General features: G+C 68.8%; 11 protein-coding genes. 5 read left to right on the forward strand and 6 right to left on the reverse strand.

The genetic code is table 11. The features are described from left to right. Nucleotides 1–11 precede the first annotated feature (11 nt). From araD to YU1_RS28185, 4 genes are all read left to right on the forward strand, one after another. On the forward strand, nucleotides 12–1,742 hold the full coding sequence (gene araD, locus YU1_RS0105790; RefSeq protein WP_035714023.1) for an L-arabinonate dehydratase: 1,731 nt from the start codon (nucleotides 12–14) through the stop codon (nucleotides 1,740–1,742). A gap of 61 nt (nucleotides 1,743–1,803) precedes the next feature. Next, nucleotides 1,804–2,517 carry a ribonuclease activity regulator RraA gene (locus YU1_RS0105795; protein WP_035714026.1) on the forward strand — a complete coding sequence of 238 codons (714 nt, stop codon included), beginning with the start codon at nucleotides 1,804–1,806 and terminating at the stop codon, nucleotides 2,515–2,517. Nucleotides 2,518–2,804: 287 nt separating this feature from the next. After that, on the forward strand, nucleotides 2,805–4,007 hold the full coding sequence (locus YU1_RS28180) for an MFS transporter (RefSeq protein WP_035714029.1): 1,203 nt from the start codon (nucleotides 2,805–2,807) through the stop codon (nucleotides 4,005–4,007). A gap of 160 nt (nucleotides 4,008–4,167) precedes the next feature. Continuing rightward, entirely contained in the window at nucleotides 4,168–6,111 is a 1,944-nt protein-coding gene (locus YU1_RS28185) for a heavy metal translocating P-type ATPase (protein ID WP_198018848.1), read from the forward strand. A gap of 62 nt (nucleotides 6,112–6,173) precedes the next feature. On the opposite strand, the gene YU1_RS0105810 is transcribed toward YU1_RS28185, so the two are convergent. The 5 genes from YU1_RS0105810 to YU1_RS0105830 all read right to left on the reverse strand — a co-directional run bounded on the left by YU1_RS0105810 (nucleotide 6,174) and on the right by YU1_RS0105830 (nucleotide 11,056). Then, nucleotides 6,174–7,058 carry a MurR/RpiR family transcriptional regulator gene (locus YU1_RS0105810; RefSeq protein ID WP_245263235.1) on the reverse strand — a complete coding sequence of 295 codons (885 nt, stop codon included), beginning with the start codon at nucleotides 7,056–7,058 and terminating at the stop codon, nucleotides 6,174–6,176. A 71-nt stretch (nucleotides 7,059–7,129) separates the two neighbouring features. Next, complete coding sequence (locus YU1_RS0105815; RefSeq protein ID WP_084539687.1) at nucleotides 7,130–8,101, reverse strand: ABC transporter substrate-binding protein; 972 nt, start codon at nucleotides 8,099–8,101, stop codon at nucleotides 7,130–7,132. Nucleotides 8,102–8,121: 20 nt separating this feature from the next. Continuing rightward, nucleotides 8,122–9,171, reverse strand: coding sequence for a FecCD family ABC transporter permease (locus tag YU1_RS0105820; protein ID WP_029003260.1), 1,050 nt, complete (start codon nucleotides 9,169–9,171; stop codon nucleotides 8,122–8,124). Beyond that, entirely contained in the window at nucleotides 9,171–10,229 is a 1,059-nt protein-coding gene (locus tag YU1_RS0105825; RefSeq protein ID WP_029003261.1) for a FecCD family ABC transporter permease, read from the reverse strand. Before YU1_RS0105825 ends, YU1_RS0105820 begins: the two co-directional genes overlap by 1 nt. After that, complete coding sequence (locus YU1_RS0105830) at nucleotides 10,226–11,056, reverse strand: ABC transporter ATP-binding protein (RefSeq protein ID WP_029003262.1); 831 nt, start codon at nucleotides 11,054–11,056, stop codon at nucleotides 10,226–10,228. Before YU1_RS0105830 ends, YU1_RS0105825 begins: the two co-directional genes overlap by 4 nt. 666 nt (nucleotides 11,057–11,722) lie before the next feature. Between YU1_RS0105830 and YU1_RS28190 the strand changes: the two genes are divergently transcribed. Further along, complete coding sequence (locus YU1_RS28190) at nucleotides 11,723–13,750, forward strand: TonB-dependent siderophore receptor (RefSeq protein ID WP_051356543.1); 2,028 nt, start codon at nucleotides 11,723–11,725, stop codon at nucleotides 13,748–13,750. 88 nt (nucleotides 13,751–13,838) lie between these two features. Here YU1_RS28190 and YU1_RS31790 read toward each other — a convergent pair whose 3' ends face one another. Next, nucleotides 13,839–14,765, reverse strand: coding sequence for a LysR family transcriptional regulator (locus YU1_RS31790; RefSeq protein WP_084539689.1), 927 nt, complete (start codon nucleotides 14,763–14,765; stop codon nucleotides 13,839–13,841). Nucleotides 14,766–14,854 lie beyond the last annotated feature (89 nt).

Genomic DNA, 14,854 nt, shown 5'->3' on the forward strand with positions numbered 1-14,854 from the left:
CGAGCATCGCCATGACCAAGACGCCCGACCAGCTGCGGAGCGCGCGCTATTTCGAGCCCGACGATTTCCGCTCCTTCGGCCACCGCTCGCGCATGAGCCAGATGGGCTACGCGCCCGAGGAATATCGCGGCAAGCCGGTGATCGCGATCATCAACACCTGGTCCGATCTCAACCAGTGCCACGCCCATTTCAAGCAGCGGGTGGAGGATGTGAAGCGCGGCATCCTCCAGGCCGGCGGCTTTCCGGTGGAACTGCCCGCCATCTCGCTGTCCGAGAGCAAGGTGAAGCCCACCACCATGCTCTACCGCAACTTCCTGGCCATGGAGACGGAGGAGCTGATCCGCTCCCATCCGGTGGACGGCGCGGTGCTCATGGGCGGCTGCGACAAGACCACGCCGGGCCTGCTTTTGGGCGCCACCAGCGCCGGCGTGCCGGCCATCTATGTGCCCGCCGGCCCCATGCTGCGCGGCAACTGGCACGGCAAGGTGCTGGGCTCCGGCTCGGACGCCTTCAAATACTGGGACGAGCGCCGGGCGGGCAATATCTCCGACAAGGACTGGGCGGAGATGGAGGTGGGCATCGCCCGCTCCTACGGCGTGTGCATGACCATGGGCACCGCCTCCACCATGACCGCGCTGGCCGACGCCATCGGCATGACGCTGCCGGGGGCCTCGTCCATCCCGGCGGCGGACGCCAACCACATCCGCATGTGCGCGGCGGCAGGAAGGCGCAGCGTGGAGATGGTGTGGGAGGACCTCACACCGGACAGGATCCAGACCGAGGGCGCGTTCCGCAACGCCATCAATGTGGCCATGGCCATGGGCTGCTCCACCAATGCGGTCATCCACATCATCGCCATGGCCCGCCGCGCCGGCCACCCCATCGGTCTGGAGGATTTCGACGCCGCCAGCCGCAAGGTGCCGGTGATCGCCAACATCCGCCCCAGCGGCGAGCGCTACCTGATGGAGGATTTCTATTATGCCGGCGGCTTGCTGGGCCTGCTGACGCGGCTGAAGCCCCATCTCGACCTGTCGCTCATCAACGTCTCGGGCAAGACCTGGGCGGAGTGCCTGGAAGGGGCGGAGGTCTATCATGACGACGTCATCCGCCCGCTGGACAACCCCATCTATGCGGAAGGCGCGCTGGCGCTGCTGAAGGGCAATCTTGCTCCCGACGGCTGCGTGATGAAGCCTTCCGCCGCCGCCGCGCACCTGCTCACCCATTCCGGGCCGGCGCTGGTGTTTGACGATTATCCCGCGCTCAAGGCCAATATCGACCGAGACGACCTCGACGTGACGGCGGACACCGTATTGGTGCTGCGCAACGCCGGGCCGCTGGGCGGGCCGGGCATGCCGGAATGGGGCATGCTGCCGATCCCGAAGAAGCTGGTGAAGCAGGGCGTGCGCGACATGGTGCGCATCTCGGACGCGCGCATGAGCGGCACCTCCTACGGCGCCTGCATCCTGCACGTCTCGCCGGAATCCTACGTGGGCGGGCCGCTGGCGCTGGTGGAGACCGGCGACATCATTTCCGTGGACGTGCCCAACCGCACCATCTCGCTGGAGGTTCCGGAGGCCGAACTGGCCCGCCGCCGCGCCGCGCTGCCGCCGCCCGCGCCGCGCTACGGGCGGGGCTATGGCTGGATGTTCTCCCAGCACATCTCCCAGGCCGACCAGGGCTGCGACTTCGATTTCCTGCGCACCGATTTCGGCCCGCCGGTGCCCGAGCCCGTCATCTTCTGATCCCCCGTCTTCCGATCTCCCGTCTTCTGATCCCGCATCCGCCGAACCCGGAGTGAAACCGATGCTCTCCCCCGAGACCCGCGAGAAGCTGAAGCACGTCAGCACCGCCACGCTGGCCACCGCTCTGTTCAAGCGCGGCTTCCGCAACCAGTACATCCAGAACGTCCACCCGCTGGGCTTCAAGGGCGAGAACATGGTCGGCCCGGCCTTCACCTTGCGCTACATGCCGGCGCGCGAGGACCTGAACCCCATCACCGTCTTCCTTGACCGCGCCCATCCCCAGCGCAAGGCGGTGGAGGACTGCCCGCCCGGCGCGGTGTTCGTGGTGGACAGCCGCAAGGATGCGCGGGCCGCCTCGGCGGGGTCGATCCTGGTGGCGCGGCTGATGATGCGCGGGGTGGCCGGCATCGTCACCGACGGCGGCTTCCGCGACAGCCCGGAGATCGCCGCGCTCGCCATCCCCTCCTATCACCAGCGCCCCGCCGCCCCGACCAACCTCACCGTGCACCAGGCCATCGACATCAACGTGCCCATCGGCTGCGGCGATGCCCCGGTGTTTCCCGGCGACGTCGTGGTGGGCGACGGGGAGGGGGTCATCATCCTCCCCGCGCATCTGGCCGACGAACTGGCGGACGAGGCCACCGAGATGACCGCGTTCGAGGATTTCGTCACCGAGAAGGTGCTGGAGGGACGCGCCATCGTCGGCCTCTACCCGGCGACGGAAGAGCAGACCAAGGTGGATTTTGCCGCCTGGCGGCAAGAGAAGGGACGCTGAGGACGGGAGACGCCGAGGCCGAGGGCTGCTGAGACCGAGGACTGCTGAGGCCAAGGGCTGCTCAGGCCAAGGGCTGCTCAGGCCAAGGGCCGCCGGGGCGCGCACCGCTGGAGGGCCGGCGCGGTGGATAGCCGCGCGGGCGAGGGGCACGGCGGGGTGCGGACGGCGCCGCCGGAGGCTATACCCGTCGCCGGACGGGAGACGCGCGCCGGGACCAAGCCGGCGTGCGGTCGCTGCTTCCGCCGCTCTCCGCCCGCCCCAGTCCCGCCCGCCCCGAGGTGACGTCCATGGCACGCGTCGATCGTCCCTCCCGCCTGTCGCGCATCCCCCGTGGCGTGTGGATGCTCGGCTTCGTGTCCATGTTCATGGACATCTCCTCGGAGATGATCCACGCCCTCCTGCCGGTCTATCTGGTCGCCGTGCTCGGCACCTCCACCCTGACGGTCGGGATCATCGAAGGCATCGCGGAGGCCACGGCGAGCATCACCAAGGTGTTCTCCGGCGCTCTGTCCGACTGGCTCGGCCGCCGCAAGCTGCTGGCGGCCATCGGCTATGGCCTCGCCGCCGTCACCAAGCCGGTGTTCCCGCTGGCCGGCACCGTGGGGTGGCTGGTCGCCGCCCGCTTCGTGGACCGCGTGGGCAAGGGCATTCGCGGCGCGCCGCGCGACGCCCTGGTGGCGGACCTCACGCCGCCCGAGGTGCGGGGCGCGAGCTTCGGCCTGCGCCAGTCGCTCGACACCATCGGCGCCTTCGTCGGCCCGCTCGCCGCCATCGCCCTGATGGCGCTGTCGTCGGACAATTTCAAGCTGGTGTTCTGGATCGCCGTCATTCCGGCCTTCGCGGCGGTGGCCCTGCTGGTGCTCGGCGTCGAGGAGCCGGCGCGCCATGTTGCGGAGCGCAAGGCGCGGCTGCGCTTCGCCGATGCCGGGCGGCTGCCGCCGGCCTTCTGGGCCGTGGTGGCGGTGTCCTCGGTGCTGACGCTGGCGCGCTTCTCCGAGGCCTTCCTGGTGCTGCGGGCGCAGAATGTCGGGCTGTCCCTGGCGCTGATCCCGGCCATCATGGTGGTGATGAACGTGGTCTATGCGCTGGCCGCCTATCCGGCCGGCGTGCTGTCCGACAAGCTCGGCCGCGGCGGGGTGCTGGCGGTGGGCGTCGCCTTCCTGATCGTCGCCGACCTCGTCCTGGCGCTGGGGGACACCATCCCCCTCGCCCTGCTCGGCGTGGCGTTCTGGGGGCTGCACATGGGCTTCACCCAGGGGCTGTTCGCCTCGCTGGTGGCCGACACCGCGCCCGCCGACCTGCGCGGCACCGCCTTCGGCCTGTTCAATCTGGCCGGCGGCGTGATGATGCTGGCGGCCAGCGTGGCGGCCGGCGGGCTGTGGGACGCCTACGGCCCGCAGGCCACCTTCCTGGCCGGCGCCGCCTTCACCGCCCTCGCCCTGCTGGGGCTGTGGCGCATCCGCCCCCTGCTGGCCCCGCCGCCGGCTTGAGGGGAGGCGGCATGCGCCGCCCGCTTGGGGAGGAGGCGGCATCCGCCGAGGGCTTAAGAAAGAGGCGGCATCCGCCGCCGGGGCCCGCTCCGTTGGCCGGGAGCTTAGGTTAGAACTCGTCTAAAGACTGTGCTACCTGTGCGCGAAACAGGGAGCACCCATGAGCACGCTCGACAGCATGGCGAACCGCCAACCGGCGGCGGGGCGGGCCGATCCCCCGGCGCCGCACGGCGAGACCGTGCATGACCATCGCCCGTTCGAGCGCCTGGCTGTGCTGCGCATCGCGGTCGCCATCCTCGGCGCGGCGGCGGTGTGGTTCAAGGTCTACGAGCCCATCCCGCAGGTGAGCCTCATCGGCGTTCTCACGCTGGCCTTCGCCGGCTGGCCCATCTTCAGCGAGGCGCTGCGGAACCTCTATGCCCGGCGGATGACCATGGAACTGTCCATGGCCATCGCCATCCTCGCGGCGGCGGCCATCTCGGAATTCTTCACGGCGCTGGTGGTGAGCGTCTTCGTCCTCGTGGCCGAGGAGCTGGAGCACCTCACGGTGGCGCGCGGGCGCGGCGCGATCCGCGATCTGGTGGACTTCGTGCCCAAGATCGCCCGCGTGCGGCGCGGCGGCGCGGTTCTCGCTTTGCCGCTGGAGCAGGTGACGGCGGGCGACCTCGTGCTGGTCAGTCCGGGCGAGAAGGTGCCGGTGGACGGGACCGTGGCCGCCGGCCATTCCTACCTGGACCAGTCGCGCATCACCGGCGAATCCATGCCGGCGGAAAAGGGGGAGGGGGCGGCCGTCTTCGCCGGCTCCATCAACCAGATGGGGCTGCTGGAGATCCGCGTCGAGCGGGTGGGCCGCGACACCAGCTACGGCCGCATCATCGATGCGGTGGAGCAGGCGGAGCAGACCCGGGCGCCGGTGCAGAAGCTGGCCGACCGGCTGGCCGGCTACCTCGTCTACGTGGCCTTCGCCGCCGCTGCGCTGACCTATCTGCTGACCCACAATGTCCGCGACACCATCTCGGTCATCATCGTCGCCGGCGCCTGCGGCATCGCGGCCGGGACCCCGCTGGCCATCCTCGGCGGCATCGGCCGCGCCGCCAAGCTCGGCTCCATCATCAAGGGCGGCATCCATCTGGAGACGCTGGGGCGGGTGGACACGGTGGTGCTCGACAAGACCGGCACCCTCACCATGGGCCAGCCCATGGTCACCGCGCTCCGGCCGGCGGAGGGCGCGGACGCGGCCGACCTGCTGCGGCTGGCGGCGGCGGCCGAGGCGCGCTCGGAGCATCCGCTCGGCCATGCGGTGGTGGCGGAGGCCGAGCGGCGGGGCCTTGCCCCGCCCGAGGCGCAGGCCTTCACCTATACGGTGGCGCGCGGCATCGCCGCGCAGGTGGAGGGCCGCGCCGTCCTGGTGGGCAACCGCAAGCTGCTGGCGGATGCCGGCATCGCCGCGCCGGCCCGGACCCAGGACCATGTCGGCTCCGACATCGTGGTAGCGGCGGACGGGCGCTATCTCGGCGAGATCATCGTCGCCGATCCGATCCGCGCCGAGGCCCAGGCGGCGATCGCCGCTTTGCACGCCATGGGGGTGCGCACCATCCTCCTGACCGGGGATACCCGGGCGGTGGCGGAGCATGTGGGGCGGGAGCTGGGGATCGGCGAGGTGGTGGCCGACATGCTGCCGGAGGACAAGCTGGCGCGGATCCGCAAGCTGGTGGCCGACCGGCGCGTGGTGGCCATGGTGGGCGACGGGGTGAACGACGCCCCGGCGCTGACGGCGGCCAGCCTCGGCATCGCCATGGGCTCGGGCACCGACATCGCCCAGGAGAGCGCGGACATCGTGCTGATTGGCAACGACCTGTTCAAGCTGGTGGAGACGCTGCGGATCGCCCAGAAGACCCGGGCGATCATCTGGCAGAACTTTTCCGGCACCCTGGCCGTGGACGCGCTGGGCATCGGGCTGGCCGCATTCGGATACCTCAATCCGCTGCTGGCCGCCTCCATCCACGTGGGGTCGGAGCTGGCCTTCCTGATGAACTCCGCCCGCCTGCTGGCCCCCGCCCGGCCGGCGGAGGAGGGGGCGTCGCCGCCGTCGGCGGATGTGTAGTGTAAATCGGTGAATTTCGGAGCCAAACGGGGGTTTTCACACGCATCCGCGCGGCGATCCTTTCATCCGCGCGGCGGCTTGCGGATGTCCTCATAGAGCCCGTGCAGCCGCTCCAGCGAGCGCGTGGAGCGCTCCGGCTCGCTGGCGGCAAGGCCGATCACCAGCATTTCCAAGGTCATGAGCACCAGCCCGTGCAGCGGCACCAGCTCCGACCTGCCGCGCGGCACCTTGATGATCACCTGCGCCTGCTTGCCGAAGGCGGGAGAGGCCGAGCCGGTCAGGAGGACCATCGGAACCCCCAATCTGCGCGCCTCCTCCAGCGTTGCCGCGCCTTCGCGGTGGGCGTTGGCCTGCCCCATCATGATCAGCATGTCGCCGCCGCGCATGGCCAGCAACTGCTCGCCGAGGCCGATGCCGGTGCGGTTGAGCGCATAGGCATGCCGCCCGTTGCGCACCAGCAGGCGCGCCACATAGTCCGCCAGGATGGCGGAGGCGCCGATGCCGAACAGGCCGATGCCCTCGGCCCCGCGCATCAGCTCGATGGCGGCGGCGATGGCGGCGCGGTTCTCCGGCGCGGTGATCTTCTCGATGCCCGCCAGATGGCCGTCGCGCACGAAATCGATGGAGGTGTCGATGCTCTGCTTGAGCTGCTCGGTGGTGGACGACATCTTGTCCACCGAGGACACCACCTCGCCGAGAAAGCCCGACAGGGTGCGCTTGAGGTCGCGCAGGCCCTCGAAACCCAGTGCCTGGATGGCGCGGATGACGGTCGCGTCCGAGGTGCCGGTGTCGGCGGCGATCTCCAGTGCGGACTTGCGCAGGATGGTGCGGCGGTTCTCGTCGATATAATCGACCACCGCCTTCAGGCTGGGCGAGAGGCCCGCGCCCCTGGTCCGCAGGCGCTCGCCGAAGCGGTCCACCTTCCCCTTGCGACTGTGCGACGGCATCGTCATGCGGCTCGTGCCCGCTCCCGGCTGGTCCGCCGGCATGCTGGCACAGGCGGAGGGCGGCTCCAACCTCACCGCCAAGCCGGCTTCAGGCGGAGCGCCTGGGCCTGCACCACCGGCACCAGGAGATTGAGCGCGGAATAGGTGTTGGAGATGGTCTCGTCCCGCGGCAGCAGGACATAGCGGCCCTCCCGGCAGGCCTTGAGCACCTGGCAGAAGCCGGGCATGACCTTCTCCATGGCGGCCGTCTCCTCCGCCGGGCCGCCGGGGCGGTCGGAGCGGAAGGTGTTGAAGACGAGGTCGGCATCGAGGTCGGGCAGGCGCTCGGCACTGACGTCCATGCGGCCGCCCGCCGGGATACCGTCCTGGAGCTTCGGGAAGCGGAAGCCGGCATCGCGCAGCACCTGGCCCAGCGCGCGGTCGGTGTGGAAGACGGTGAGCTTGCCCTGATTGGCCTGCAGGGTGGAGACCGTGATGCGCGAGGTGTCCACCAACGTCCGCAACTGCGCGATCTGGGTCTGGTAGCGACGCTGGAGCGCGGCAAGGCGGGCCTGGGTGCCGGTGAGTTCGGCAAGCTTGCCGTAGAGGCGGTCGGGCCCGCCCTTGAGGTGGTCGAGACTCACCGTCGGCGCGATCCGCTCCAACTGTTCCACGGGTGTGTCGCGGGTGGTGAGGGTGATGATGAGGTCGGGCCGGGCGGCGGCCACCGCTTCGAGATCGACGGCATTGGCACCGATGAAGGCGATGGGGGCGGTGTCGAAGTCCACGCCGGTCAGCAGGGCGCCCGAGCGCAGGACGCGTGTGCCGTCGGGGCGCACCCGGCCGTGGCTTGCCACCGGCAGCACGCCCAGTTCGATCAGCGGCAGGGTGATGTCGAGATCGTGCAGCGAGACGATGCGCAGCGGGTGCTCCGGCACCGCGACGGTGCGGCCGAGATCGTCGGTGAACGGCCGTGTCTGTCCCATGGCGGCGGCACCGAAGGCAAGGACCAGCGTCGCTGCCGCAAGGGCGTGCGCGGACAGGCGAAGGAGCATGCGAGCCATGAGGGCCTCGTCGGTTTGTGTCACAGCCGGTCGCGCCGGTGCCACAGCATCAGAAGGAAGGCGGGGACGCCGAACACCGCCATGACGATGCCGGCGGGGATCTGCAGCGGCGCGAAGGCGAGGCGCCCCGCCGTATCGGCGGCAAGCACCATGACGCCGCCCATGAGCGCGCTGCCGGCCAGAAGCGCCGTCTGGCTGCCGCCGACGGCGAGGCGGGCCATGTGCGGCGCCATCAACCCCACGAAGCCGAGGCTGCCGGCGCAGGAGACGGCGGCGGCGGTCATCAGCACCGAGCTGCCAAGCCGGACGACATTCAGCCCGTTCAGCCGGACGCCGAGGCCACGGGCGGCGGCATCGCCCAGCAAGGCGGTGTCGGCCGCGCGGGCGGTGAAGGCCAGCGCGAGCGCTCCCACCGTGCCCCACAGCGCGACGCCGGGCAGAGCCGGCCACGCGGCGGCGTGAAGGCTGCCCGCCAGCCAGACGAGTGCGGTTTCCACGTCGTTGATGTCCGCCGTGGTGAGGAAGACGAGCAGGGCCGCGGAGAGCAGCCACGACAAGCCGATGCCCACGAGCACGAAACGCAGGCCGGAGAGGTCGCGGGCCAGAAGGCACACGGCGAGCGCTGCCCCGAGCCCGCCAGCCATTCCCGCCAGCGGGCGCCAGACAAGGGCAAGGCCCGGGGCACCGAAAACGACGATGAGAACGGCGATGCTGGCGCCTTCTTTCACGCCGATGAGGCCGGGATCGGCCAGGCCGTTGCGGGTCAGCGTCTGCATGGCCGCGCCGGCAAGGCCCAGCATCGCGCCCACCAGCATCGCCAGGAGCACGCGCGGCAGCCGCACCTCGCGAACGATGTGGACGGCCTGCGGCGTGGCTCGCCCGCCGGTCAGGGCCGCCAGGACGTCACCGGCCGGCAGCGGCAGGCTGCCTCGCATCAGCGCCCAGGTGGCGGCGGCGAGCAGAGCGAGGGCAAGCACGCCGCAAGCGAACAGAGGGCGGGGCCGGATGCGCAAGCTGAGCGGCCCGAGAACGATCCGCCGATAGCCGGCAATCTGCGCGGGCGCGGGCATCAGCGGCTCCGTGCGGCCAGGGCGAGGAACACCGGCACGCCGACGAGGGCGGTGACGGCGCCGGTGGCGAGTTCGCGCGGGGCAACGAGGCTGCGGGCCGCGAGATCGGCGGCGAGCAGGAGGCTCGCGCCCAGCACGGCCGAGAGCGGGATGAGCAGGCGCAGGTCACGGGAGATGAAGCTGCGCACCACGTGCGGGACGACGAGGCCCACGAAGCCGATCGGTCCCGCCAGCGACACGGCGGCGCCGCACAGGAGGCCCGCCGCCGCGAGGCCGGCGCGCCGCGTGCGCACGAGATCGACGCCGAGCCCGCTCGCAACGCCGTCGCCAAGGGCCATGGCATTGAAGCGCCCGGCCAAAGCGAAGACGATGGACAGGCCGACGAGCACCGCGGGCAGGGCGCCGACGAGCGCGCCATAGGACAATCCCGACAGGTCGCCGGCGAGCCATAGGCGCATGGTGGCCAGGGTCTGGTCGTCAAGGATGAGCTGCACCGAGGTCAGCGCTGCGGCGAAGCTGGACAAGGCGACGCCGCACAGCGTCACCTTGAGCGGGGTGAGGCCGTGCCGCCCCGCCGAGGCCAGCGCGATGACGAGGCCGAACATGGCCGCGGCGCCGGCCGCGGCAACGAGCGGACGCGCCAGGGTGATGAGCAGCGGAGAAAGATGGGCACCGAGGAAGGGGCCGAGCGTGAGGGTGCTCACCACCGCCAGCGTCGCTCCGGCATTGAGCCCCAGCACGTGAGGCTCACCCAGCGGGTTGCGCGTGACAGCCTGGAGGACCGCGCCGCAGACGCCGAGCGCCGCGCCGACCAGCACGCCGGACAACAGCCGCAGCATGCGCAGTTCCACCACGACCTTGTGGTCGAAATTGGCAGGATCGAAGGCGACGAGGGCCTCGATCACCGTCCGCGGGCCGATGGCGCGCGCGCCGAAGCCAAGATGGGCGATGGCGAGGGCGACGAGCAACACCGGCGCGCCTGCGAGCGTGGCGTGACGCAGGAGGCGAAGAGGCGAGGATCGACGCCGGGCGAAGGTGCCGGTCCGAGCCAGGGTCACGGGGCCTCCTTCCGCCGCCCTGCCAGCGGCACGAACAACGGCTGCCCCGTCTGGGGATGTGGGACGGTGGCCACCGGCAGACCGAAAATGTCTTCCACGCCCTCCGGCGTCAGGCCGACGCCGCCTTCCGCGACGGCGCGGATGCGCCCCTCCTTCAGGCAGATCACAGTATCGGCATAAGCGAGGGCAAGGTTGAGGTCATGCAGCACCACGACCACGGTGCGGGCATGGGCCCGGGTGACGTGGCGCAGCAGCTCCAGCACCTCCACCTGATAGCGCAGGTCGAGAAAGGTGGTGGGTTCGTCCAGCAGGATGACCCGGGTCTCCTGGGCCATGGCCATGGCGATCCAGCAGCGCTGGCGCTGCCCGCCCGAGAGCGTGTCCATCGGCTGGCGGGCGAAATCGAGCGTGCCGGTCAGGCGCATGGCCGCCTCGACCGCCGCCTCGTCCGCCGCGCTCCAGTGCTTTAGCACTCCTTGGTGCGGATAGCGGCCGCGGGAGACGAGGTCGTAGGCGGTGAGCCCCTCCGGTACGAGCGGGCTCTGCGGCAGGATGCCAAGCTCGCGGGCCAGCGCCTTGGTGGGCATGTGGTGGATCGAGCGGCCGTCGAGACGCACGGCGCCGCCGAACGGCTTGAGCAGGCGGGCCATGGCGGAGAGCAAGGTGGATTTGCCCGAGCCGTTGGGGCCGATGAGCGCCGTCATGCGGCCCGTCGCGGCGCGGAAGGAGATGTCGTCGACGACGAGGCGGGTGCCGTAGCCGGCCGTGAGCGCGTCGACAGCGAGGCTGATACAGGCCACCTCGGGCGCCGGCGGCCGTTGGGCCATGGGGGCGACGGCATCATTTCCAAACCGGCGTTTCCCGAACGCGAACACCGAAGCCTATCCCCGCGGTCGTGGTGCGCCTGCGGCGCGTCCGCATGGTCCGCCACGAACCGGACTATCTCTGTGATGGTCGCATGTAGTAGTCAATTTTTGCATCGCCGCGATAATCGCCATCGGCAGCGATTACGCAATGGATACGTTCATTTTTCATCGGGAGGTTGTGGATCTTAGTCGCTATTTTTATTTATTCTAATGTAAATCTGATGGCTTCTGCCCGCCGGCGCGCCGACCAGCATATGCCCCTTTCAATCATCCCTGCATGCCCGCGATGTGGCGTTTATCAACATTCGTCTAGTTTAGAATCGAATAGAACAATGCCTGAAGCCTGGCCTGGATTGTTTCCAGATTTTACTACTACAGCCCCGTTTGAAACATCGTTCCCACGACTGGGATATCCGGCTCGTGTGGATTCGGATGCGGATGCCTCTGTGGCCGCCCGGAACACGCGGTGTCATTGAGGCTGTGGTGATGATTATTTCGGTAGTGAAGCGCCGGGCGTCTTGGCGTCTGCCTCTTTCGGCGGTGATGCTTGCGCAGGTCGCGATGACCGGCGGGGCGATGGCGCAAAGCGCGCCATCGCCATCCGTTGCTAATGGCGACAATGAGGTGATGCTGACCACGCTGGTGGTGCAGGCGGAAGCCGGGGGCGGCGAGACCAAGGGTTTCCAGCCCATCGCCACCTCCACCGCGACGCTGACCGAAATGCCGATCCTGGACATTCCCCAGGCGGTGAATGTCGTCACCAACGAGGTGATCGTCGACCAGAATGCCCGCACGCTCGACCAGGTGCTGGCGAATGTGAGCAATGTCACCCAGGCCAACACGCTCGGCGGCACGCAGGATGCCTTCATCCGGCGCGGGTTCGGCGACAATCGCGACGGCTCCGTGCTGACCAACGGCCTGCGCAGCGTGTGGCCGCGCAGCTTCAATGCCACCGCCGACCGTGTGGAAGTGGTGAAGGGCCCGGCATCCACGCTCTATGGCATCCAGGAGCCGGGCGGCATCATCAACATCATCACCAAGACGCCGCAGCAGACCTTCGGCGGCTCCCTCGGCGGCACGCTATCCAGCTTCGGCGGCGGCTATGCCGATTTCGACATCACCGGGCCCGTCGCCGGCACCAATTTCGCCTACCGCCTCATCGCCGAATACCAGGACACCGACTACTGGCGGAATTTCGGCACCACCCGCCAGAATGTTTTCGCCCCTTCGGTGAGCTGGTATGGCGAGGACGCGACGGTGACGGTCGCCTACACCCATCGCGACTATACGGTGCCGTTCGACCGCGGCACGATCTTCGACCTCAATACCGGCAAGGCGGTGAATGTGGACCGCCGCACCCGCTTCGACGAGGCCTATAACGTCACCGAGGGCTCCTCGGATCTGTTCCAGATCAACGCTGAGCGCCAGCTCAGTGACAACTGGAAGCTGAAGGTCAACTACGGCTACAGCCGGGACATCTATTCCGACAACCAGTCGCGGGTGATCGCCTACAATGCGACGACCGGCGCACTCACCCGCCGCGCCGATGCCACGCAGGATTCCACCCAGTACGACCACAACGTGCGCGCCGATCTCGCCGGCACGGTGAATATCGCCGGCTTCAAGAACGAGCTGCTGTTCGGCGCCTCCTATAACTATTACGACCTGCTGCGCACCGACATGATCCGCTGCGCCAACCGCACCGGCTTCAACATCTACCGGCCGGTCTACGGCCAGCTTTCGCCCTGCACGACGGTATCGGCCAGCGACAGCGACCAGACGACCCAGCAATCGGTCTATAATGGCTATGCTCAGGATGCGCTCTATCTGACGGACCAGTGGATCGTCGTGGCGGGCGGAAGCTTCCAATATTATGACCAGATGGCCGGCAAGGGCCGCCCGTTCAACCTGAACACCGAGGCGGACGGCAGCGAGTTCATGCCGCGGGCGGGCATTGTCTACAAGGCGACGGACAAGCTGTCCTTCTATGCCAACTATGCCACGTCCTTCGTGCCGCAGACCTCGATCGCCAGCTACATCGGCAACCTGCCGCCGGAGACCGGCGTTTCCTATGAGGCGGGCGTGAAATTCGACATGCTGAAGGGCCTCACCGCAACGGCGGCGGTGTTCGACATCGAGAAGGAGAATGTGCTCTACACCGAGGTCATCGGTGGCGAGAGCTATGCCCGGACCGCCGGCAAGGTGCGTTCCCAGGGCTTCGAGTTCGACGTCGCCGGCGCGGTGACGGACAGGATCAACCTCATCGCCAGCTATGGCTATACCGACGCGGTCGTCGTCGAGGATCCCGACTACCAGGGCAATACGCCGACCAACGTGGCGCGGCATACCTACTCGCTGTTCGCCACCTATGACTTCGGCAAGGTCTGGGGCGACAACCGCCTCAAGGTGGGCGGCGGCATGCATGGCCGCAGCCGTGCCCCCGGCGATCCGGCCAATGATTTCTGGCTGCCGGCCTACACGGTGTTCGATGCGCTCATCGCCTACACCATCCAGGCCAAGAACCCGATCACGGTGCAGTTGAACGTGAAGAACATCTTCGACACCACCTATTACACCTCGACGCAAGCCACCAACCTGGGCGTGGAGATCGGCGATCCGCTGGAGGCGCTGCTGTCCGCGCGGGTATCGTTCTGAGCGGCTGCCGCCGGGCCATGAGCGCCCGGCGCCTCGCGGGGAAGGGCGGCCGGTCCGGTTAGGCGATCTTCGGCCACGATCCCGGCGCTCATGTCCGGACGCGTTCCGGCTTGTCCTGCGGTGTCGCGATCTTGAGGAACTGGAGCAGGGCCGGTGTCTCCCTGTCTTCGCGCCACACCAGCCACAGTTCCGCCCGCGCGCCGGATGTCGCCAGGGGGCGCGAGACGATCTCGGCGCCGGCGAGCAGGGCGATATTCTTCGGAACGATGCCGAAGCCGAGACCGGCGGCGACCAGGCCCAGGATGCTGCCGATCTCGGCCACCCTCCACCGCACGTGCAGTTGCGCCCCTTCGGCGGCGGCGAGTTGCTGCGCCACCCGCATGATGCCGACCTTCTCCGAATCCGGAAACCCGATCATCGGCTCCGGCGCGAGCCGCGCGATGGGGATCTTCGGCAGTTTGGCAAGCGGATGTCCGGGCTGGAGGATCACCACCAGATCCTGGCCGGAGTGAAGCTGGTGGCGCAGGAGTGTGCTGGCGACGATGGGTGCGCGCACCAGAGCCACATCGATGTCGCCGGCCTCCACGCCGGCGAGCAGCGCGGAGATGCTGCCCTCCCGAAGATCGAGCTCGACGTCCGGAAAGGCGTTGCGCATCCGCTTCAACTGCGCGGGAAACCGTGGCTCGAACATGGCCGAGGCCACATAGCCGAGCGTGAGCCGCCCCATCTCGCCCCGCCCGATGCGGCGAACGGTCTCAATGGCGCCAGCATGTAGCGACAACAGCCGTTCGGCTTCCGTGCGACACGCCTCTCCGGCCGCGGTCAGATCGATGCCGCGCTTGCGACGATGGAAAAGCTCAACGCCGAGCGCGCGCTCAAGGGCATGGATTTGCTGACTCAACGCCGGTTGCGCGACGCCTAGTCGTTCCGCGGCTTGGGCCATGTGCAGCGTATCGCAGACCACCAGGAAGACCTGGAGGCGGCGGAGCGAGACGTCGGTGAGACGTGAATCCATAAGGGTAAACTTATCAATAATGCGAGATCATGTATATCGATCTTGCGAGAAGAGCCTCCCATTGTGCGCCGCAGCAAAGGAGGCATGAC

Source organism: Azorhizobium doebereinerae UFLA1-100 (genome assembly GCF_000473085.1).
Taxonomy (GTDB): domain Bacteria; phylum Pseudomonadota; class Alphaproteobacteria; order Rhizobiales; family Xanthobacteraceae; genus Azorhizobium; species Azorhizobium doebereinerae.

Bases quoted from the DNA above. Each gene is read 5' to 3' on its own strand.
- YU1_RS0105815 (WP_084539687.1), bottom strand. From the start codon at position 8,101: ATGGCTCGCATGCTCCTTCGCCTGTCCGCGCACGCCCTTGCGGCAGCG.
- YU1_RS28180 (WP_035714029.1), top strand. From the start codon at position 2,805: ATGGCACGCGTCGATCGTCCCTCCCGCCTGTCGCGCATCCCCCGTGGC.
- araD (WP_035714023.1), top strand. From the start codon at position 12: ATGACCAAGACGCCCGACCAGCTGCGGAGCGCGCGCTATTTCGAGCCC.
- YU1_RS31790 (WP_084539689.1), bottom strand. From the start codon at position 14,765: ATGGATTCACGTCTCACCGACGTCTCGCTCCGCCGCCTCCAGGTCTTC.
- YU1_RS0105795 (WP_035714026.1), top strand. From the start codon at position 1,804: ATGCTCTCCCCCGAGACCCGCGAGAAGCTGAAGCACGTCAGCACCGCC.
- YU1_RS28185 (WP_198018848.1), top strand. From the start codon at position 4,168: ATGAGCACGCTCGACAGCATGGCGAACCGCCAACCGGCGGCGGGGCGG.
- YU1_RS0105820 (WP_029003260.1), bottom strand. From the start codon at position 9,171: ATGCCCGCGCCCGCGCAGATTGCCGGCTATCGGCGGATCGTTCTCGGG.
- YU1_RS0105810 (WP_245263235.1), bottom strand. From the start codon at position 7,058: ATGCCGTCGCACAGTCGCAAGGGGAAGGTGGACCGCTTCGGCGAGCGC.
- YU1_RS0105830 (WP_029003262.1), bottom strand. From the start codon at position 11,056: ATGGCCCAACGGCCGCCGGCGCCCGAGGTGGCCTGTATCAGCCTCGCT.
- YU1_RS28190 (WP_051356543.1), top strand. From the start codon at position 11,723: ATGCTGACCACGCTGGTGGTGCAGGCGGAAGCCGGGGGCGGCGAGACC.